Below are 22,291 nucleotides of genomic sequence, written 5' to 3' on the forward strand. Positions count from 1 at the left end.
AACAAAAAAGATAAGACACTATTATAACTGAATAGTGGTTTCTAATATATAGGGAACGCTTTTAGTATATTTATTTACTAAGTATTAGTGAGGATTTCCTGAAGAATTATATGGAGGATTTATGAAAGAACAAAAAGTAAAGAAACAGAAGACATATATATCTATTCGATTGAATATAATGTTCCTTTGCATATTTGTACTATTCTCAGCTATTATTATGCAGCTAGGAAAAGTACAAATCGTTGAGGGAGAGGCTTATAAGAACCAAGTGGAAAACAGTCAAAATGAAACAACTAGTATACCAGTTCCACGTGGACAGATTCTAGATCGAGAAGGGAAAACGGTCGTTAATAATAAATCTCTTCGCACAATTACGTATACAAGGGTGAAGGGGATTACGAGTGAAGATATTTTAAAAACAGCAAAAGACTTGGCGAAGGTACTTGAAATGCCTGAGCAAGATATAAATAAATTAACCGATATCGATAAAAAAGATTTTTGGATGCAATTGAATACGAAACGTGCGGAATCAAAGATTACTAAAAAAGACATAGGAAATTTTAAAGAAAAGGGAATAGAGGGAAAAGAACTAGACAAAAAAATTCAAGACTTAAGACGAAGTCGCGTTACAGAAGTAGAATTGGCAGAATTAACAGCACAAGATTTAAAGGTGTTAGCTATTAAAAGTAAAATGAGTTCAGGTTATCAACTGACACCACAAATTATAAAAAAAGATGTGACAGATCAAGAATATGCGCGGATAAGTGAAAAACTTGCGGAGTTTCCAGGAGTAGATACAACAGTTGATTGGGAACGTAATTATGTAAATGGTAATTTATTTCGTTCCGTGTTAGGTAATATTACAAGTAGTGAAGAAGGATTACCGAAAGAAAACTTAGATTCTTATTTGGTACGTGGATATAACCGTAATGATCGTGTAGGAAAAAGTTATATTGAACAACGATATGAAGATGTATTACACGGCACAAAAGAAGAAGTGAAAAACATTACTGATAAATCAGGAAACATTATAAACACAGAAATAATCTCTAAAGGAAAAAGTGGTAATAGTTTAACATTAACGATTGATATGGAATTACAAAAGAAAGTGGAAGAAAGTATAGAGAAAAATTTGAGAGCTTTTAAGAGTTCAGAGCCACTGTTGGACCGAGCGTTTGTCGTCATGACAAATCCAAATAACGGACAGATTTTATCTATGGCAGGCAAAAAGATTGTAGAAAAAGAAGGGAAAATAGAGATTGAGGATTTGGCATTAGGTAACATGACAACTTCGTATGAGCTAGGGTCAGCTGTAAAAGGCGCAACGTTATTAACTGGATATGAGACAGGAGCAATACAGCCAGGAGATCAATTTTATGATGCACCGATGAAATTTAAAGGTACACAAGCCAAGAAATCATGGAATGTATCCGGATTTGGTAATATTAATGATTTACGAGCTTTACAAGTATCTTCGAATGTATACATGTTCCAGACAGCTTTAAAAATTGCGGGAGTTAATTACGTACCGAATGGTTCATTGGATATTAAACAAGAAGCATTTGATAAAATGCGTTATTATTTTAAACAATTTGGTTTAGGGGTACCAACAGGTATTGATTTACCGAATGAAATAATTGGGCAAACGAGAAAAGTAGATAGTCAACCTGGGTTTTTACTAGATTTTTCTATCGGTCAGTATGATACGTATACGCCATTGCAATTGGCACAATATATTTCAACTATTGCAAATGGTGGATATAGAATGCAACCCCAAATTGTACAAGAAATACGAGAGCAATCAATAAAAGAAGAAGAGGTCGGTAAAGTTATACGCTCTATAGAGCCTGTCGTATTAAATCGAGTTGATATGAAGAAAGAACATATTGATCGGATAAAAGAAGGTTTTAGATGGGTATTCCAAGAAGGTGATGGAACTGGCGTGAAGTATTTCAAAAATGCGCCATATAAACCAGCAGGAAAGACAGGGACAGCTCAAACTGTATATGGTGGAGATGATCCAATTGGTAGAAATGCAAAAGGAGAACGTATGGAATGTTACAACTTAACATTAGTTGGATATGCTCCATATGATAATCCAGAAGTAGCATTTTCTGTAGTAGTCCCATGGCTTCATGATGATAAAAATGGAATTAATTCTATAATTGGAAAGGAAATTTTAGATGTATACTTTGATTTAAAAAAGCAACGTATACATGGTGAAGCTGCTAGTACAGATAGTTCGAATCAAAGATAGTAAAATTTGTGCACTTTTCTCAGGGGAAGAGACCCTGTTTATATAAAAGCCTTTATAAGTTAAAGAAAAAGGAAGATTTGAAATAAGAGATAGCGGCTATCATAGTTGCTATCTCTTACTTTTGTTAATATCTTGGCTACTAGTTAAAAAGGTTTTAAATTTATGGAACAAACTTGTTTCTTAGATGGTCTATTATGTGTACGTATAAAAACAGGTTTTCAAATAGGATACAGTGTATTGAATTTACTACTTGTTTTCAGTATTGAAAATTTGAAAGGAATGATGATTTTGAAAAACAAGAGGATGTTAAAAATAGGTTTATGTGTTGGTATATTAGGTTTAAGTCTTACAAGCCTAGAAGCTTTTACAGGAGGGGCATTGCAAGTTGAAGCGAAAGAAAAGACCGGACCAGTTAAACTTAAAAATCATGCGACGTATAAAGAATTCTCTCAACTTGAGAAAAAATTTGATGCTCGATTAGGTGTATATGCTATTGATACTGGTACAAATCGAACAATTGCTTATCGACCTAACGAAAGATTTGCCTTTGCATCAACCTACAAGGCATTAGCGGCAGGAGTATTGCTACAGCAAAACTCAACTGAGAAATTAAATGAAGTTATCACTTATACGAAAGACGACTTGGTGGAATATTCACCCGTTACAGAGAAACATGTAGATACAGGCATGAAACTTGGGGAAATTGCAGAGGCGGCTGTTCGTTCCAGTGATAATACCGCCGGGAACATTTTATTTAATAAAATAGGCGGACCTAAAGGATATGAAAAAGCACTTAGACAGATGGGTGATCGGGTTACTATGGCTGATCGCTTTGAGCCAGAGTTAAACGAAGCTACTCCAGGAGACATTCGTGACACTAGTACAGCGAAAGCCATTGCTACCAATCTTAAGGCTTTTACGGTCGGAAATGCACTTCCAGCTGATAAACGTAAAATTCTTACAGAGTGGATGAAAGGAAATGCTACAGGAGACAAACTTATTCGTGCAGGCGTACCAACTGACTGGGTAGTTGGAGATAAATCAGGAGCTGGAAGTTATGGGACACGAAATGATATTGCTATCGTTTGGCCACCGAACAGGGCACCTATTATCATTGCAATCTTATCTAGTAAAGATGAGAAAGAAGCTACCTATGATAATAAATTAATTGCAGATGCAGCTGAAGTTATAGTTAAGGCTCTTAAATGATAATTTCTCAATTCTTTATGTAATGTAATTGAAAATAGGAACCTAGAAAGCGATTCTTTTTACTGTGAAAAGAATCGCTTTTTTGTATTCCTATAATGAATAGTAAGTATATAAGCGAAAATTATTATTTCATGGACAATTTATCCCCTAAAGTGCATGAGGGGAATTTTCTCCTGTGGTGTTCGTAGCAATATGATTATTATGTATACGATAATAATATTTTGGAGTAGTTAAGCTAGATACTCCTATATGGATATGTAATTTTACATATCCATATAAAAGACACATATGTGTTAATCACTATTAAATTATATTGAAATCATTTTTAAGTAAGGGATTCATATAAATTTAAGGGAATCAAAGAATTTTTATGTTTAATTATCATAGTATAATTATTTCACTTTATGAAATGAAATTTGTATTTAACTTTTTTAAATATAATATTTTTAAATTCGAATAATAAATATCTGAAAAATTAAATTTAATCAATGTGATTTTCAGGTTTACTTATGAAAAACATAGTGTTTAAAATGAGGGGGAAGTAAGGTCCTTATATTCTATCAAAAATAAATAAAAAACGAGATACGATTACTCTATCGAAAAAATTTCTATCCTCAAGTGTGTGTGATGAAATCCTAACGTTAGGTTGTACAAAATTTACGATTAAAACTGTAAAAAACAATAGTGAAGAGGTGTACGGAATGAAGAATAAAATTATGACAGGATTTTTAATAACATCAATCGTTACTGGAGCGACTATTCCTATCAATACTCTCGCAATGCCAATCGTTCAGGCAGAAACGAAACAAGATAATATAGATATTTCCTCAGCATTACGAAAAATAGGTGCACACTCCAAATTAACACAAACCTTTATAGATGGAGCCTTAGCAAGTCCGAATGTGCAACTTGAAGAAGTTCCATCTTTAAATACAACTCAATTTCTAATTAAACAAGATATGAAAGAGTGGTCATCAGAACTATATCCAAAATTAATTCTACTAAATTCAAAAAGTAAAGGATTTGCAACCAAATTTAATAGCTATTATCCAACATTAAAAGGATTTGTAGATAATAAGGAAGATAAAGAAGGGTTTATAGATAGACTGGAAGTTCTTCAAGATATGACTATAACAAACAAAGAAAACGTGCAACGTCAGATTAATGAGTTAACAGATCTTAAACTACAGGTAGATAAGAAACTGAAAAATCTTGATACAGATGTGGTAAAAGCACAGAGTGTACTTATTTCAGAGGGAACAGGAAAAATAGACAAGTTAAAAAATGAAATGCTAAATACAAAAAAATCAATTCAAAATGATTTAGAGCAAATAGCATTATTACCAGGAGCTTTAAATGAACAAGGGCTAAAGGTATTCCAAGAGATTTATAGCCTATCAAAAGATATCATTGAACCGGCTGCTCAAACAGCGGTAGTAGCGTATAACAAAGGAAAAGAAATAAATAATACTATTGTAGAAGCAGAGAAGAAAGCAGAGCAGGAAGCAACAGAAAAGGGAAAATCAGCTATAGAAATTGAAGCTGCCAAAAAAGAAGCACGTGAAGCGATAGAGAAAAGTAAAAAAGGTGAAATTGCTGCAGCTGCAGTTACAAAAACGAAAGAGTATGATCTTATGAAAGTGATTGATCCTGAAAAAATTAAAAAAACATATAGTACCTTTGCCGAAATTAATAAACTAACAGCAGAGCAAAGAGTATATTTAAATGATTTAGAGAAACAAAATCAGAAATTATATGACTTAACAACTAAATTAACAGTAGCAGATTTACAAAAATCAATGATTCTTTTCATGCAAAATGATTTGCATACATTTGCTAATCAAGTAGATGGAGAAATTGAGCTAATGAAACGTTATAAAGAGGATTTGAATCTAATAAATAATAGTATTACAAAATTATTGACTGAAGTTGATACTAGTAACACTCAGTCTCAAAAAGATACATTAAGACGACTAAAAAATGTAACAAATCAACTCGAAGAACAAGTTTATAAATTTTAATATTAAGAATTTAGGTTTAATAAAAAGATAATAACTCAATTGAAAATAAGGAGGAGAATCAAATAATGAAATTTCCATTTAAGGTCATAACTTTGGCCACTTTAGCAACGGTTATAACTGCTACGAATGGTAGTACTATTCACGCACTTGCACAAGAACAGACAGCACAAGAACAGAAAATAGAAAATTATGCGTTAGGACCTGAAGGGTTAAAGAAAGTGTTGGCTGAAACAGGCTCTCATATTCTTGTAATGGATTTGTACGCAAAAACAATGATTAAGCAACCGAATGTAAATTTATCCAACATTGATTTAGGTTCAGGAGGGGGAGAATTAATCAAAAACATTCACCTGAATCAGGAACTGTCACGAATCAATGCAAATTACTGGCTAGATACAGCGAAGCCAAACATTCAAAAGACAGCACGTAATATTGTAAATTATGATGAACAATTTCAAAATTATTACGACACACTAGTAGATACTGTAAAAAAGAAAGATAAGGCGGGCCTCAAAGAAGGAATAGGGGATTTAATCGGTACAATTCATACAAATTCAAATGAAGTTACGGAAGTTATTAAGATGTTAGAAGCTTTCAAAACAAAGTTGTATACAAATACTGTAGATTTTAAAAATAATGTTGGAGGTCCAGATGGACAAGGGGGATTAACGGCTATATTAGCGGGAAAACAAGCACTATTCCCACAACTTCAGGCCGAAATTGAGAATTTACGTTCTACGCAGAAAGCACATTTTGATAATGTATTAGCCTGGTCAATTGGTGGTGGATTAGGAGCAGCTATTTTAGTTATTGGAACGATTGCAGGAGCGGTAGTAATTGTTGTGACCGGTGGCACAGCGACACCAGCTGTTGTTGGTGGTCTAACAGCTCTAGGGGCAGCTGGTATCGGTTTAGGAACAGCAGCTGGTGTTGAGGCATCTAATCATATGAACTCCTATAATGAAATTTCGAATAAAATTGGAGAATTAAGTATGAAAGCTGATTTAGCTAACCAAGCAGTTATTTCACTTACTAATACAAAAGACACTTTAACATATTTGTATCAAACAGTTGATCAAGCAATTATGTCTCTAACAAGTATTCAGCAACAATGGAATACGATGGGAGCGAATTATAAAGATCTATATGATAATATCGACCAAATGCAAGAACATAAACTTTCTTTAATACCTGATGATTTAAAGGCTGCAAAACAAAGTTGGAATGATATTCATAAGGATGCAGAATTCATTTCAAAAGACATTGCTTTTAAACAAGAAAAAACAAATTAAAAATCAATATATATGTATAGGAGGAATTAAAGTGAATAAAAACTTTCCTTATAAACTACTTGCTGTATCGACGTTTTTAACTCTGACAACAACTACTGTAGTTTCTCCAGTGGCAGCCTTCGCAAGTGAAAGTAAAATGGAACAAACTAGTACCGAAGATATATCTCTTTCTGTAAACAGCGAAAAGATGAAAAAAGCTTTGCAAGATGCTGGGGTATTTGCAAAATCCATGAATGATTACTCTTATTTGTTAATTAAAAACCCAGATGTTAACTTTGAAGGCATTGACATTAAAGGATATACAAATCTACCTAGTCAAATTCTACAAGATCAAAAGAATGCAAGAGAGCATGCTACGAAATGGGATTCACACATAAAAAAACAACTTTTAGATACACTGACGGGGATTGTAGAGTATGATACTAAATTCGACAATTATTATGACACATTAGTAGAAGCGATTAATGAAGGGGATGCAGACACATTAAAAGAAGGCATGACAGATTTACAAGGTGAGATTAAACAAAATCAAGCATATACACAGAATTTAATACAAGAACTAGCTAAGTTAAGAGATAGTATTGGAGAAGATGTCCGAGCATTTGCAGGTCATAAAGATATTTTGCATTCGATTCTGAAAAACCAAGCATCTGGAATTGATGAAGATGAAAAGCGCCTAAATGAAGTTTTAGAGCAAGTAAGACATTTTAAACAAGTAGAATCAGATGGAATAATAACTGTATCAATTCCCTCAATTCCTACGTGGATTGCTGGTGGTGTAATGATAGGGCTAGCAAGAAATAATTTAGGTACGTTAGAGCCGTTGTTAGCACAATTACGTCAGACTATAGATTATAAAGTAACATTAAATCGTGTAGTTGGTGTTGCGTATAATAATATTAATGAAATGCACAATGCGATTGGATCGGCTATTAATGCACTTACCTATATGTCTGCACAATGGCATGATTTAGATTCTCAATATTCGGGAGTGCTTAGTCATATTGATAAAGCATCCCAAAAAGCGGATCAAAATAAATTCAAATTCCTAAAACCTAATTTGAATGCAGCGAAAGATAGTTGGAAAACATTGAGAGCGGATGCGTTTACATTAAAAGAAGGGATAAAAACATTAAAAATGGATCCTGTTTCTTCAAAAAAATAGCGGAATACAGTATTTGTTGCAAGGGCATTTATACAGTTATAAAATGATTTTTTGTTCTTTATAAATTGAAAAGACGGAGGTATCATCAGGCCTCTGTCTTTTATTTTATTGAAATATTTTTATAATTCCATCCTATATGTAGAAAGTAGTTATACAAGTTTGAATTTTTAAGGTGAATGATTTTTATGAATTTTTTCATAAAACCTAATCTATGATTAGTGAGCTTTATATTCTTATTTTCCTAATAGAATACTTTTATACAATTAGATGGAAGTTAAGAATACTAAATCAAAACATAATAGGTTGTTATTGATGAGTTTATCGTAAAGTTGTTATTTTATGTGTCATCAAATAACATTTATAAACAATTAGAAATAAAGAAAAGGAGACTATTATGAGAAAAAATAGAGTATTAGATACAACATAAATAGCGTAAAAAATTTTTGGTGTAAAAACGTAATAAATAAAATAATAATCCTTAAATGTACTAAGGGAAAATGAGGGAGATAATATGGGGAATAACTCAAAATATAAAACTAGAAAAATACTTGCAGCTACCGCTACAGTAACTATGCTTACGACTGGAATGGTTTCTTCATCAGATGTCTTTGCAGAGGAAACAAAGCAGCAAAAAAAAATATCGACATCACTGCAAGAGGAAAAGTCAGTTAAATCAGAAAACAGAATATATACAGTCCCAGGAAAAGGGGATGTTGAGGTACTGAAACAACAGGAAAGAAAAAGTATGGCATTTAGTCCATATGAACCCACTGGTTTATATGCAAAGCCAAATGAACAAATAACGATTAATGTAGAAGGAAATCAAAATATTCAAGCATATATTGGAACGTATTCGTATGATGCTTCTTGGAGAGAAGATTCTAAAATAAAATCATTTACATTAAAACCTGGTATAAACACAATCCAATCTCCAAATGGGGGGATGATTTATTTTTATAATAAACAACAAGGTGGTACCATTCGAACAACAGTCACAACAGGTGGAACGACTACTCCTTTTTTTGAACTAGGAAAGCATACGAAACAAGATTTAATAAACATGCTGGACCAATATCCCAATGCACATGCAGTGGAGTTAAAAGGAGAACGTGTATTAATTACGGCCAGCCCTGCACGTGTTAAGAAATATTTGTTAGGTTCTAATACAGATCCTGTACAACTCTTAAAAAAGATGGATGAAGCTACTCGAATTCAAGACAAAGTAGCTGGTTTATCCGAGGAACAAGTAGATAAACATTATATTCATTACGTAGAAGAAAATCATTCTCCCGATTATTATATGTATGCAACTTCTTATCGAACCGCATATGTAGGAGATGCAATCCAATACGTGTTAGATATTAATAAATTTATAAAAGATGGCTGGGGTCCTTGGCATGAGGCAGGGCATTTGAGACAGCAATCACCTTGGAAGTTTTATAATATGACAGAAGTACAAAATAATATTTACAGCCTTTCTGTAGAAAAAGCATTTACATCTAATCAATCTTTTAGATTGCAACAGGAGGGCGCTTATACTAAGGCATTTCAATACTTAGAACAACCTAATAAAAATTATGACGAAGTTAGTGATGTTTTTGTTAAGCTTGTTATGCTTTGGCAACTACAGTTAGCATATGGAGAGGACTTCTATTCTCAATTGCATCAATTGTATAGAGAAATGTCTTCAAGTGAACTTCCACAAACTGATGAAAATAAAAAACAATTATTTATGATTTCGGCATCAAAAGTAGCCAAACAAAATTTGATACCTTTCTTTGAGAAGTGGGGATTACGTCCAAATAACGATACCATTCAAAAAGTGGCTGTATTAGGGTATCCAACTTTAACAGCAGAGATTTGGAAGGGGACGGATTCTAATCCAATTAAACCAGATATACCTAATGTAAATAATATTTTAGAAGGAAACAAGTTTGCATGGTCACTAAAAGGGATTAGTGATTTCGAATTTGCTAAAATCAATTTCAATAAGTCGACAGAAGAAGTGCATATTGACTTAAAAGCAGGCGTACCGCATCATTATTTTAATGAAACATATGCGAGTATTAAAGTGCAAAATGCATCAGGAAAAGTAGTATACAAGAAAGACATTTATGGAAACAAGCAACAAAATGCTGAATCGCAAAAAGTTCCAGTTAAAGTAGGAGATTATATTGAGTTAACACATCTAGAAGGTGTGCATAGAGCTACTTTCACAAATGTAGATAATAGTAAACAAGAAAGCTTTGGAAAAAAAGCAATGTACGAAGTTACAAAAGAAGGTCTGAAGAAAGTAGAAAAAATGCCAGAAACAACGGTTTTAGACGGAAATCAATTTGGTTGGTCTTTAAAGGGATATAGTGATAGAGAAATTGCAAAAGTAAATTATAATAGGGTAACAGAGAAAATACAGGTGAATTTAGAAGCAGGCGTACCACATTCTTATTTTAATAATACGTATGCAAGTATCAAAGTACAGAATTCATCCGGTAGTGTTGTGTACAATAAGGAAATAGTGGGAAATAGACAGCAAACTGCTGAAAGACAAACTGTGCCAGTCAAAGTGGGAGATTATATCGAGTTTACCCATATAGAAGGGGAAGCAGTAAAGGAAAAGACACGGGCTACACTTATTAACCTTGAGAATAATAAACAAGAATATATAGGTAAAAAAAGAACCTATCAAGTTACTTCTACGGGATTAAACAAAATAGATTAACATGAAGAACATTCAAATTATTAGTAAGATGCCAAATAGTCGTTCATTATGAACGGCTATTTGGCTTTTATTTATATAAAAGTGAAATATAATCCAATGTTTAATGATTTATCAGAAGTAAAAAGGTAGGTATTATATAAAAGAAAATGAATAATTTATGCAGAGCTTGTATATGGTATTATTATTTGACTATTCTAAAATCGATTGATAAAAACGCTGGAATGTTTTTTAGAAAACAACTGACTCCATAGGTGGAATTTGGAAGATTAATTCTATTTTGGAGTTTATTTTTATAAGGAAATTCACATACGTGGATTAGTATTAAGATTCAAAATGTAAAATATCTAAAGACCTAAGTACAAGCACACATTTTAAATAAAAAAAGTGAGAAGAATGAATAACATTCTTCTCACTTTTAGCAATTAGGGGCGGCATATACATAAATATGCGTTTGAGTGGAATTTTGGATGAAAAATCCACATGCATAGTATACCAAAATATTTAAGGCCCTTCGTATGCAATATTGCATACGAAGAGTAGGTGGATATAATAGTTAACTTACTTCTATTAAAAGTAAAATGTGTTTATATTAAAAAAGTTAAAATCAAATTGAAGCTGGTTAAGATCTTAATTCTTCATAGCTACCTAATTAATCAATTCTAGCTACTGAGTAGGAAAGAGTTAATTAATTTGAAAATGATTTGAGTAGGTAAATTCTCCGTTATACTTAATTACTGCAATATATGTCCCTTTAGTATATACATTTGTAATTGGTGTTCTCCAAATTTCTAACCCTTTAGGCGTAGTAATAAATTCTGGTTCAATTGTAATAAAGCGTTGTAAAGTACCGTCAGGGTGAACCTTGAAAATCTTCATTTTGGCACCAAAATGCGCTCTACCAAAACGTTGAGTTAAGTAGAAAGTATCTCCTGTTATGAGGTGTTCAATATTCCAGTCGGGTTGGTATGTACTATTTTCAGCTCCCTATAAATCAAAGGCTACGGGAAATATGGTAATAGCAATTCTCACATTATTGAGGGACTGGAAAAACAACAAAGACGTTCTCAAATGCATGTATAGATATTTATAACAAAGATTCAAAAAAGAATAGGTAATATAGCTATTGGAATAAGATTGTTTTTGTCTATCTCCTGAAAAGGAGGATGGACAAACCATACCAAAGAAACTTGCATTTCATTATCTATAGAAGTGTAATGTCATTAAAGTGAGATAGGATACAGGCTAATATTGAGAAATGTAAAGTTTGTAGAGTTTGAAACAAATTAAAGAAGTAACATAAGGGATTTACGCATATAGTAATGTCGACGGATAAAGTTAACGGAATATTCGTTTTAATAAGATAAAATAATAGTATTTTTATCTTATAATATTGTTACTACGATGAAATAAGGCTAATAATTAGTTAACTTAAAAATTAAATTCAGATAGGAAGAGGATAATGAAGACCAGAGATAATTATAAAATTATTGTGATTGGCGCTGGGACTGCAGGACTATCTTCTACTGCACATTTGTTGCGAAATGTATCCCTATTGAAAGAAAGTATAGCTATTATCGATTCATCTAAAAAACATTACTTCCAACCACTATGGAGTTTAGTTGGGGGAGGAATTGTTTCAAAGGAATGTACGATGCGTGATCAAGAATCACTTATTCCAAAAGGAGCAACGTGGATTCCTAAAAGTGTTGTTAAGTTGTTTCCAGATCAAAATAAGATACTTTTAGATGATGGAATGCTACTTGAATATGAGATTCTTATTGTAGCAGCCGGTATACAAATAAATTGGGGTGGTATTAAAGGCTTAAAGGAGTCTATTGGGACTAATGGGGTTTGTAGCAATTATTCTTATAAATATGTTGATTCTACTTGGAGAGAAATTGAAAAATTCAAAGGAGGAAATGCGATTTTTACCCACCCCAATACTCCTATTAAATGTGGTGGCGCCCCACAAAAAATTATGTATTTAGCAGAAGAGTATTTTTGTAATGGCGGTTTGAAAAACAGAAGTGAAGTAATGTTTTATTCTGCGAACGCTAACATATTTCAGGTACCGCGTTATGCTGAAACATTAGAACAAGTACTAGAAAGAAAGCAAATTATAACGAACTATAATAAAAACTTAGTAGAAATTATCGCTGAAAAGAGAGAAGCAATTTTTGAAGATACGCAAACACTGAAACGAGAAACAGTACCATATAGTATGATACATGTTGTTCCACCAATGGGGCCACCTAACTTTATTAAAGAAAGTGAGATAAGTGATCATCAGGGGTGGGTAGATATAAGTCCTTATACTTTGCAGCATGTAAAATATAAGAATATTTTTGGACTTGGAGATTGTACCAATTTACCTACATCTAAAACTGGAGCGGCAATTCGAAAACAAATACCTGTCTTAAAACAAAATATTTTGGACGTACTTAATGGAAGAGACTTGCAGGCTAATTATGATGGGTATACATCCTGTCCGATTGTTACAGGATATAAAAGTCTTATACTCGCTGAATTTAACTATGAACATGAGCCTCAAGAAACGTTTCCGTTTAATCAAGCGAAAGAACGGTATAGTATGTTTTTACTTAAAAGGTATATGTTGCCCTATATGTATTGGAATTTAATGTTGAAAGGGATTCTATAAGGAAAGATAGAGAGTTGTTGTAACAACCGAGAAGTAATTTGAAATAAGCATTTGGAGGGAATAGCTATGCTTTTAAAATATTTTTATGATGAAAAATTAGCTCATGCTTCCTATTTAGTTGGTTGTCAGAAGGAAGGCGTAGCAATTGTAATTGATCCAGGTCGGTATATAGAACAATATATAGAATTTGCTAAGAAAGAAGGGATGGAAGTAATTGCTGCGGCTGAGACTCATATTCATGCAGATTTTCTTTCTGGGTCTAGAGAACTTTCCCATCTTTATAATGTAAATTTATATGTATCTGATGAAGGAGATAGTGATTGGAAATATCAATATCTTAACGATGGCCGATACAATTTGGTTAGAGAGGGAACAGAGTTTAAGGTTGGTCATATAAAATTCAATGTCATTCATACCCCAGGGCATACGCCTGAAAGTATTTCCTTTTTAGTAACCGATACAAGTCAAAATAATTATATGAATGATAAGCCGATAGGAATATTCACAGGTGATTTTATATTTGTAGGAGATATAGGTAGACCCGATTTATTAGAAATTGCTGTTGGTATTAAAGATACCGCAAAAATAGGAGCGAAACAATTATTTGATTCTATACAAAAAATAAAAATACTCCCCGATTATTTGCAAATATGGCCATCACATGGTGCAGGAAGTGCATGTGGAAAAGCATTAGGAGCAATTCCAACTTCCACATTAGGTTATGAAAAGATGTTTAATTGGGCGTTTCAATGTAATGATGAAGATAATTTTATATCGAATTTATTGACGGGACAGCCAGAGCCTCCAAAGTATTTTCCATTAATGAAGCATTTAAATAAGTATGGTCCACCAACTCGTAAGAAGAGAGAGATTACTGCTATTTATATAGTAGAAGAACTTCAAGAAGTGATGAAGGGTGTTCAGCAAATAGTTGATATAAGGGATGTAGAGTGTTTTGCTGCTGGCCACATCGAGAAGTCAATTAACATACCTTATAACAATTCTTTCACAACTTGGTGTGGGGGGATATTAGATTATAAAAAAGAAACTTTAATAATTTTAGATGCGGAAAATGTTAAAGTGGAGGAAGTTATTAGAGACTTTGAGTCCATTGGCTTAGATAATATTATTGCTTTTGCACCTTCAAAGGTAATTCAAAGATTCCATAGTTTAGAGATTTATAAGGAAAAAACATCAAATGAATTATATCCGTTAATAAAAGATGGAAGTGTAAAGGTTATCGATGTGCGTAGTAAAAAAGAGTGGGATGAAGGACATCTTCATGATGCAATACATATCACTTTAGGTAATCTACTTGAACGGCTAGATGATGTACCGAAAAATTGTCCAATAGTTTTACAATGTCGAACGGGGTTACGTTCCGCTATAGCAGCTAGCATTTTACAAAAAGCTGATATAAAGAAAGTAGTTAATTTAAAGGGAGGATTTCTTACGTGGAAAAAAGAAGGGCTCCCCTATACAACATGTAATCAAGAAATTTGAAATATATCAAAAGAGTCAAATGAAAGAAAATAGAATCATTTGAAATAATCTAAGGGGATAAATAATAAAATTCAATTGTTATCAGTATGGGATATATAAACTAAAAATGATTTATTAAAGCCGCATTAAACGATAAAATTAAGCACAAATATGCTGATGTGTATCTATTCTATCAAAGTACATAAAACTAAAACTAAGATATTCGAACGAACTCAAAAAGCCGAAACCCCTTAACTTAGGAATTTTGGCTTTGATAATGGTATCTGGCATGTTTACTGCAATAGAGTTATAAGTTCTGAAATTCCTTAAATTAGAAACTTGTACTTGATTACCGTAGTTAAATTGTTGCCCTTTTAAAAGAACTGGTTAGAGAAAAAAGAAAAATCTATTGGTTAGCATTTAACCGAAAGATTTTTCTTTGAATTAGCGTCTTTTATATCATAATTATTGAGGAAGGGAAATTCGACTGAGAAATGCTGTCAAATAAAAGAATAGGCTAATCTAATTTCTAATGGTCCCAGTATCTTTTATTTTGACGTGTGTTTTTACAGTTATTTTAGCCTCTGCTAACACTTGCAACCAATCTCCTTTTAGTTTTTTCCACTCGTTATATTGAAAAGCTCTAGCATATAACGATAATCCGATAGGATCAATTTTATTCTTTTGTAATTCATACAACATATTTTGTAATTTCTTATTAATTTCTTTTTGAACCTCATTTTCTAAATTATGTATGTTTTTTTTATTATCATAATGCTCCTTAATTAAATGTGCGTTAGTTTTTTCTATTACAGCTACATTAGCGTTTATATCGAAATTAAATACAAACTTTCCTTTTTGAAAATTAACATCTATTTTCCTAGTCGCATTCTGTATTAATATAGAAGTGTTTGGTTTTTGGCTGGATTTTTTAGGTGGAAGCACAAGGTGTAGTATCATCCGGCCTTTATTTTTGGGCTTATTTAAAAGATTGAAGAACTTAACATTTTTTTTAGGGATACGGCTTAAATATTTACCTTGTCGATCTAAAAGTGCAATTCCTACCGTGTCGATTTCATTCTTTGTTTTTTTTATAACTGGAACAGCTTGTGTCATTCCTTCTTCATTTTTTTCTCTCATTAATTGTTGAATCGTGGAAGAAACGGATTGATTATTTTGAATGGAGGATTCGATTACACTACTTATGTAAGATGGTAGTGATGGTTTATCGGGCTTATTAATTGTGAAAATTTCTTCTACAGGTCCATCAACAAGTACTACTTTAGCATTAATGGTAGCGTAAGGATCACGGTAAGAAGAATCAAGCTCCTGCATCCAATTTGCTTCTTGGGCCAATTTTTCCCCAATTAAAATGATTTCAGCTTTTGAGGCTGTCATATAGCCCGTTAACTTCGTATCTATTTTACTGAATCCATTATATACAGTGGATGCCCGCGCCCATTGCTCTATAGTACTTCTTTGCTGTTTATGATGAAAGAGTGGTATGCTTGTGCCCACTTTTATGTCTCCATTAGAAGTTCTATCTAAGGCGATTAACAGGATTAATGAAACCTGTTCAAGAGGGATTCTTTGACTACAACCGATTAAACATACACAACAAGTTACAATCCATATCCATTTTCGAATCAAAGTTGTTTCCTCCTAGTTAACCAAGTGAAAAGAATGCTGTATGCGAAAAAAAAGATTGGTAATAGAATAAAAAAAATGATATTTAAGATATCCATAAGAGAATATATAAACAAATATTGATCCACATCGGGATTTAGAAAAACGAATAAGCCGACTATTAAAAGCATAAAACCAACCAGCACCCAATTGCGAACGGTTTTTTGAAATAAAATGGTCACAGATTCGAAACTGAAAAATAAATACGGATATATTGTAGTGGAAAATACAATCAAATAGTAAGCGATATATAAAATTTCTAATCGTTCTATGAAAGAAAAACGAACTCCTTTTAACAGATGAAATACTGGCCAAATTACGTCTTTTATCCCCTCCGGACTAAAGTATATATAAGAAAGAATAGTCACATATAGATAGAAAAACATGGTTCCAGTATTCGCTATTAGTATTCCTTTTATGGCTTTTTGTTTTTTTTGTAAGAACGGATAAATAAAATATGCAATTTCTAAGCCCGCATAAGGAGTAATGGTTTCTTTTGTTGCCTTTACAATAGGGTATAAGCCATCTTTAAAAATAGGTAGTAGGTGTAAAGGATTGTAGTTACTCTTTAGTGAAAAAAGAAGAAATAGTGGCATCCAAGTAGTGAAGAAGAAAACAAGCATAGAATAACTAGTAAGAGCCCTTAACCCACTCAGGGCTAAAATAATAAAAGGCAATAGTAATAATATGGCGATTTGATAAGCAGGAGTGGAAGGGAATATCCACACTTTTATAATGTCAGTTGCCTTTAATAAAGTATTAAAACCAGCAAAAAATAGATAAAAGGCATATAAAAGAAGAAAAATTGTTCCTAGCCATTTACCAAAGTATGTTTTTAAAATCTGTGAGAAATTTTTGCTAGGACTTTTTTGTAACATTAATACAATAAATACGCCAATTATAGAAGTAACCATCCATCCCAGAATGATAGAAATCCAGCCATCTGTGCCAGCGGTAGTAGCAAGTGGGCTTGGCATAATTAACATACCTGATGCAAGTTGCAGTGAATGGATGAAAACAATAAATTCAAATAAAGTTATGTTTTGAAATTTAAGATTCCCCATGCGAACCACCTTCTTTTTTCTTTTTTTGTTCCGGCTGTCCTGTACTCGAGCGGGTGGTGATCATGGAAATAGGAAATCTTACAAAAGAATCTTTTAACTCTTGGAGACGAAATGGTGCAATTGGCAATCCATATGGTGAACCATAGGAAGTTAATGAAACAAAATGAGCAAATAAGAGCATTAATCCACTAACAATACCTACAATCCCATAAAAATAGGCTAATAACATCATTGGAAAACGAATAAGCCGAATACAACTTGATAAATCATAATTAGAAACAATAAATGATGCAATGGCGGTAATAGATACGATAATAACCATAACGTTACTCACAAGACCAGCTTGAACAGCCGCCTGCCCAATTACAATCCCTCCAACAATTCCAATTGTTTGTCCAATTGGTTGTGGTAAGCGAATACCAGCTTCACGTAGCATTTCTAGTGTGATTTCCATTATAAAAGCTTCCAATAAAGGAGAGAAAGGGACTTTAACTCTTGACGTTGCAATAGAAGTGTATAGATCTAAAGGAATGATTTCAAAGTGAAAAGAGACTATAGCAATATAAATTGCGGGTAAAAAAATAGCTATAATAAATCCTGCAAATCGTAATAAGCGAAAAAATGATGCAATGAGCCAATGTATATTATAATCATCTGGAGTCTGAAAAAATCCAATTAAATTCATTGGGACAATCATCGCACCAGGAGATCTATCAATTAACACTGCTACTTTTCCATCAAGTATATGATTAGAAATGGCATCTGGGCGTTCACTTAAATAAGCCTGTGGAAAAGGAGTCCAATTTTGATCCTTTGTAAAATTAGATAGTTCTCCAATGCTCAATACCGCATCCGTTTTAATTTTACAGATTCTAGTTTCTATTTCTTGGACCACATCTTCGTTTGCTACATCCCCTAAGTAAATTAGATAGACTAAAGAAGTGGCACGTTCTCCAATTGTCATTTTTTTAATTTTCAATTCAGTAGAAGGAATATATCGACGAATTAAGCCTATGTTTTTTGTGGCATTCTCAATAAACCCATCATGTGAGCCTTTAATAGTAACTTCTGAAATAGGTTCTTGAATCGCTCTTTCTGCCCAGCCTTTTGTATTTATTAGAAGGGACCTCTTTTCTCCTTCCATAAACAGTACACATTGTCCCTCAAGTAATCCTTCTTTAATTTCATTCCACGTATATACTATTTTGGTATGAGTAGCAATAATATTAGAATTAAATATTTGACTGTCTTCATTCACTTCTTGTAATAATGGTGTAACAACATTTCCTTTTAATGCAACACCATCTGTAAGGCCTTCAAAATAATATAGTAAAATATTCGTGTTTGTTTTTAATTGCAAAGGATGTTCAATCAAATCTGCACTAATATCAAAGATGTTATCTAATGTATTTTTAAGTTCTTTTAAGTTACTTGTTTGGATTTTTTCAATGGTTTTATCTGTCTTTGTTTCTAGGGTCTTTTCATTTAAGGACAAAATTGACACCTCTTTAATATATAACGATTAGTTGTAGTTATTATTTTTATATGTTTGAATTTTATTCACTAATTTAAACGGATTGAGATCAAGAATAACTAAAATTGAAGTACTATATTATAAATTCAATAATTGAGAGTAAAAAAGTAGATGTAATTTGTGTAGAAATCTAAGTATCAAGATAGAAGTGAAATTTGAATGATTATAATAAAAAAGAACCCTTGATAGGTTCTTTTTAATAGTTGGTAAATATGTTGTCAACAATAGATGGCGATAAAGGTAGTAATTTAGATGTCTTTATGTTACTCAGCTGAATTTTGTAGGAAGAATTATTTTTTCATACCTCAATGCTCAATAAAAAAGGACATTTCATTTATTTGGGTGATTTAGTGTATTTGAATTTTGCACGCTAACAAATTTTGTTTAGGGACAAAATGTGAAGTTTTATTCTGAAATAACAGAAAGTTAATGCGGCAAAATTCCTATTGGTAATTTGGATAGGTATCAAATATTTCTTTGGCCTTATTTTCTTGATATGACCGTACGTTTATATGTTTCTAAGGGAAAGAAATATTTTCATTTTTATTACCATCTATTGTTTGATTAAGATGGTAACACGAAAATAAAACGTTTACAACCAGAAAATAAAGAAAAAATATTAAAATGCGACTTTTTTCGACAAATATTCCTATAAACCGTTTTATGTTTTGTAGGAATTAGAAATAACTAAATTAGTAATAATAGCTTAATATATTAAAGTGAAATTCAATGAATAAGAGTCCAAAGGCATGAATTTAAATGATAAAGTTATAATTTTCTTTTTTGAACTGTAAGTGTTTTACAAGTATAGTTAAACTTTAATCCAACTAGCATTTCTTCCTTTTGTCACTAGCTTAATATGGCCAAACAATTGCAAGGAATTTAAAGCCTTACTGATTGTACTCTCTGCTATGTCTGGATATGTGTTACGAATACACTCCTTAGTAAAGGGTTGTTTTTGTTTAAGGATAAAATCCTGAATTCTCTCCACTTTAGTATGCTTACATATAGAATCTAGAACTGTATTATGAAGATCTTTGTACGCCTCTAATATAATAGTTAAAAACGTTTTTAACCAAAAGCTACTATTATGTTCCTCGCAGTACCAATTTACCGAAGATTTATAAATTGAATTGTAATATTCAGATTCATTTTTCTTAATGTATTTATCCAGACATACATATTTTACAAATGTATTTCCACTCTTAATTAATAGCAATTGCATTAACATAAGTGCCAATCTGCCGTTACCCTGATTAAAAGGGACTATGCAATAAAAATTAAATATAAAACGAGCTATTAATAAAAGTGAATGATGGCCCTTACTAGAATTTAATGAGTTATATTGATCACATAATTGTTCCATTACTTGTGGAATAAGCTCATGTGGAAGAATGCGGTAACTATTTAAGTGCATTCCGTTTTCAGGAATACCTGGAATAGTAAACGGTTTTTCGCGCCATTTGGCACTGTCAGAGGTAATGTAATGTATTAATTGAAAATGTAATTCCTGTATAGTCTCTGGATTGATTAATAAATCACAGGAATTCTTATGTACAAAAGTAAGTGTTTGATAAAAACAAAAGATAGCATCTTCCGAAATATTTTGAGGTACTATATCATCTAAAATAAGTTCTTTTAATCTTTTATTTGGGACTTTTATATCTTCATAGGTAGTAGTAAAGTTTTTTATGTAATGAAGTGGTATGGTTTTTTCTAAGCTAGTAAATATATCAGGATTTTGTTCCTGATAAGCAGCTAATTTTCCTTTTAATTCACTAATTTCACTGATTATATTTAATAGTCTCCTTTTTAATTCAATATTTTTATACTTGTCATCGAAAAAATTTCTCATTTTTATTCCCCCTGTAACCCCTTAACATGCTGTTACATAAATCTTTCCATTCTAAAGATAGTTTACAACATTATTTTGAAATAACAATATATTTATTTTGATTTTGAACTTATTTTAGAATCAAAATTGTTATTTAAATTTGATTAAAGAGTTAGAACTTATGATTAATCATGTTTGAATAAAGAATGAATATACACAGATAGAAAATATAGTTTGACTTAAATTCCTTTTTATGAATTTACGAGATGAAAATATAATTTTAGAATTATTCTTAGTGTAGTTTGCTGTATTATTGCTGGGAATTTACTAGAAAGTAACTAATTTTCACAAATAAAATAAAGAAATCTTAAAGAGGAATCAATAGGATCTAATTTGAATAGGCATAATCCTAACACTAAATGTGCAAATGTACAATAATTAAATGAAAAAAATATGAAAATATCGACTTTTTTCGACAAAATAAATTAAATAGAAAAACAATCTAATGTAAGAAAATTGTTGCTTTAGATGGTCTCTGCATTTCATAAATTAATATTGAAGGAATTATCAAATGATTTTTACGAGTAATAAAAGAGTAGATATATAAATTAAATTGTGACAATTATAAAGTTAGTATTCTCCATTTTCATTATTTAATTTAACAAATTTAATAATATTAAGGTGACTTTTCTATATTTAATATAAGTATTTGATGGGGTATGCTCATAAAAAGTGTCATTTTCTATATATCCATGTAGCATTTAGCGCTTGTATTGCGAAATATTTTGACATAAGTTAATTTAAATATTAGGTACAGAAACATTTTAAGGAAAAGAGTCAGTATAAAAGTACCCTGAAAAACGTTTCACCCTAAAAACGTTTTTCCTCAAGAGATTTTCAGGAGCACTAAAGTTTTTTAATTTGTTTCTGTGCCTTATTAGATAAAAATAATATAATAAGTTGTTTAGAAAAGGTGAAAAAATTTTCGAACTCATATCACTCTCCGTATGGTCTAGTTAAAGTAGGAATTTAAAGAAAAGGGCTAGCTCTAGTTATAATTAGTGCAGTTAATAGGGGGGCTACTCAAATTTTTTTGTTAGATTTAGTAATAATAATTATAAACGAGTTAATTCAGTATAAAAAATGTAATGTTACACAATTGACGAAGCTTTTAAAAATTCCACAATCCACTGTTTCCCAACATTTATCGAAAATGAGGGGGAAGGTGCTAAAGGCTGAAAAAAAGGGTTTAGAGATGTACTATTATATTACTAATCTAAAGGCGAGTCAGATTGTTGGTATTTTAGGTTTGTAAATAAACAAAACTTCACATATTTCATTATAAGTAAAACGCAGAATAATCCCCCAC

Annotated in this window: 14 protein-coding genes and 1 pseudogene; 9 read left to right on the plus strand and 6 right to left on the minus strand. The window is 31.8% G+C overall.

What is annotated here, in order from left to right:
- The first annotated feature begins 121 nt into the window (after positions 1–121).
- Entirely contained in the window at positions 122–2,257 is a 2,136-nt protein-coding gene (locus MKX37_RS12160) for a peptidoglycan D,D-transpeptidase FtsI family protein (RefSeq protein ID WP_003189299.1), read from the plus strand.
- A gap of 282 nt (positions 2,258–2,539) precedes the next feature.
- Entirely contained in the window at positions 2,540–3,466 is a 927-nt protein-coding gene (gene bla, locus MKX37_RS12165; RefSeq protein WP_176126853.1) for a class A beta-lactamase Bla1, read from the plus strand.
- 7 nt (positions 3,467–3,473) lie between these two features.
- Here bla and MKX37_RS27440 read toward each other — a convergent pair.
- A pseudogene (locus MKX37_RS27440) lies at positions 3,474–3,560 on the minus strand (undecaprenyl-diphosphatase); the annotation flags it as partial.
- Positions 3,561–4,167: 607 nt separating this feature from the next.
- Between MKX37_RS27440 and hblC the strand changes: the two are divergent.
- From hblC to MKX37_RS12185, 4 genes are all read left to right on the plus strand, one after another.
- Positions 4,168–5,487, plus strand: a complete 1,320-nt coding sequence (gene hblC / locus MKX37_RS12170) for a hemolysin BL lytic component L2 (protein ID WP_176126855.1) — start codon at positions 4,168–4,170, stop codon at positions 5,485–5,487.
- 62 nt (positions 5,488–5,549) lie between these two features.
- On the plus strand, positions 5,550–6,779 hold the full coding sequence (gene hblD, locus MKX37_RS12175) for a hemolysin BL lytic component L1 (protein ID WP_142396323.1): 1,230 nt from the start codon (positions 5,550–5,552) through the stop codon (positions 6,777–6,779).
- A gap of 31 nt (positions 6,780–6,810) precedes the next feature.
- Positions 6,811–7,944 carry a hemolysin BL binding component B gene (hblA, locus tag MKX37_RS12180; RefSeq protein WP_078422510.1) on the plus strand — a complete coding sequence of 378 codons (1,134 nt, stop codon included), beginning with the start codon at positions 6,811–6,813 and terminating at the stop codon, positions 7,942–7,944.
- 511 nt (positions 7,945–8,455) lie between these two features.
- Entirely contained in the window at positions 8,456–10,663 is a 2,208-nt protein-coding gene (locus tag MKX37_RS12185) for a M60 family metallopeptidase (protein WP_078422511.1), read from the plus strand.
- A 681-nt stretch (positions 10,664–11,344) separates the two neighbouring features.
- Here the strand turns inward: MKX37_RS12185 and MKX37_RS12190 are convergent.
- A complete protein-coding gene (locus MKX37_RS12190) occupies positions 11,345–11,611 on the minus strand; it encodes a DUF5065 family protein (protein ID WP_087944691.1) in 267 nt (88 codons plus the stop codon).
- A 511-nt stretch (positions 11,612–12,122) separates the two neighbouring features.
- Between MKX37_RS12190 and MKX37_RS12195 the strand changes: the two genes are divergently transcribed.
- Both MKX37_RS12195 and MKX37_RS12200 read left to right on the plus strand, forming a co-directional pair.
- Positions 12,123–13,322 (plus strand): NAD(P)/FAD-dependent oxidoreductase, encoded by a 1,200-nt coding sequence (locus MKX37_RS12195; protein WP_016120229.1) that lies wholly within the window; start codon positions 12,123–12,125, stop codon positions 13,320–13,322.
- A 66-nt stretch (positions 13,323–13,388) separates the two neighbouring features.
- Positions 13,389–14,825: an MBL fold metallo-hydrolase gene (locus MKX37_RS12200; RefSeq protein WP_078422512.1), complete on the plus strand. Its 1,437-nt coding sequence runs from the start codon at positions 13,389–13,391 to the stop codon at positions 14,823–14,825.
- Between the two features lie 501 nt (positions 14,826–15,326).
- Here MKX37_RS12200 and MKX37_RS12205 read toward each other — a convergent pair.
- The 4 genes from MKX37_RS12205 to MKX37_RS12220 form a co-directional block, all read right to left on the minus strand.
- Positions 15,327–16,454 (minus strand): Ger(x)C family spore germination protein, encoded by a 1,128-nt coding sequence (locus MKX37_RS12205; RefSeq protein ID WP_078422513.1) that lies wholly within the window; start codon positions 16,452–16,454, stop codon positions 15,327–15,329.
- Positions 16,451–17,554, minus strand: a complete 1,104-nt coding sequence (locus tag MKX37_RS12210) for a GerAB/ArcD/ProY family transporter (RefSeq protein WP_078206833.1) — start codon at positions 17,552–17,554, stop codon at positions 16,451–16,453. The genes MKX37_RS12205 and MKX37_RS12210 overlap by 4 nt, the downstream gene beginning before the upstream one ends.
- Entirely contained in the window at positions 17,541–19,049 is a 1,509-nt protein-coding gene (locus tag MKX37_RS12215) for a spore germination protein (RefSeq protein WP_002085466.1), read from the minus strand. The genes MKX37_RS12210 and MKX37_RS12215 overlap by 14 nt, the downstream gene beginning before the upstream one ends.
- An 850-nt stretch (positions 19,050–19,899) precedes the next feature.
- Positions 19,900–20,943, minus strand: a complete 1,044-nt coding sequence (locus MKX37_RS12220) for a Fic family protein (RefSeq protein WP_002016992.1) — start codon at positions 20,941–20,943, stop codon at positions 19,900–19,902.
- Between the two features lie 1,066 nt (positions 20,944–22,009).
- Between MKX37_RS12220 and MKX37_RS12225 the strand changes: the two genes are divergently transcribed.
- The gene (locus tag MKX37_RS12225; protein ID WP_373688956.1) at positions 22,010–22,237 is read left to right on the plus strand and encodes a helix-turn-helix domain-containing protein; all 228 of its coding nucleotides are present in this window, start codon (positions 22,010–22,012) and stop codon (positions 22,235–22,237) included.
- Positions 22,238–22,291: the final 54 nt, after the last annotated feature.

Source organism: Bacillus sp. FSL R5-0709, from assembly GCF_038004785.1.
GTDB lineage: Bacteria > Bacillota > Bacilli > Bacillales > Bacillaceae_G > Bacillus_A > Bacillus_A mycoides.

Bases quoted from the DNA above. Each gene is read 5' to 3' on its own strand.
- MKX37_RS12160 (WP_003189299.1), top strand. From the start codon at position 122: ATGAAAGAACAAAAAGTAAAGAAACAGAAGACATATATATCTATTCGA.
- bla (WP_176126853.1), top strand. From the start codon at position 2,540: ATGATTTTGAAAAACAAGAGGATGTTAAAAATAGGTTTATGTGTTGGT.
- hblC (WP_176126855.1), top strand. From the start codon at position 4,168: ATGAAGAATAAAATTATGACAGGATTTTTAATAACATCAATCGTTACT.
- MKX37_RS12185 (WP_078422511.1), top strand. From the start codon at position 8,456: ATGGGGAATAACTCAAAATATAAAACTAGAAAAATACTTGCAGCTACC.
- MKX37_RS12195 (WP_016120229.1), top strand. From the start codon at position 12,123: ATGAAGACCAGAGATAATTATAAAATTATTGTGATTGGCGCTGGGACT.
- MKX37_RS12200 (WP_078422512.1), top strand. From the start codon at position 13,389: ATGCTTTTAAAATATTTTTATGATGAAAAATTAGCTCATGCTTCCTAT.
- MKX37_RS12210 (WP_078206833.1), bottom strand. From the start codon at position 17,554: ATGGGGAATCTTAAATTTCAAAACATAACTTTATTTGAATTTATTGTT.
- MKX37_RS12220 (WP_002016992.1), bottom strand. From the start codon at position 20,943: ATGAGAAATTTTTTCGATGACAAGTATAAAAATATTGAATTAAAAAGG.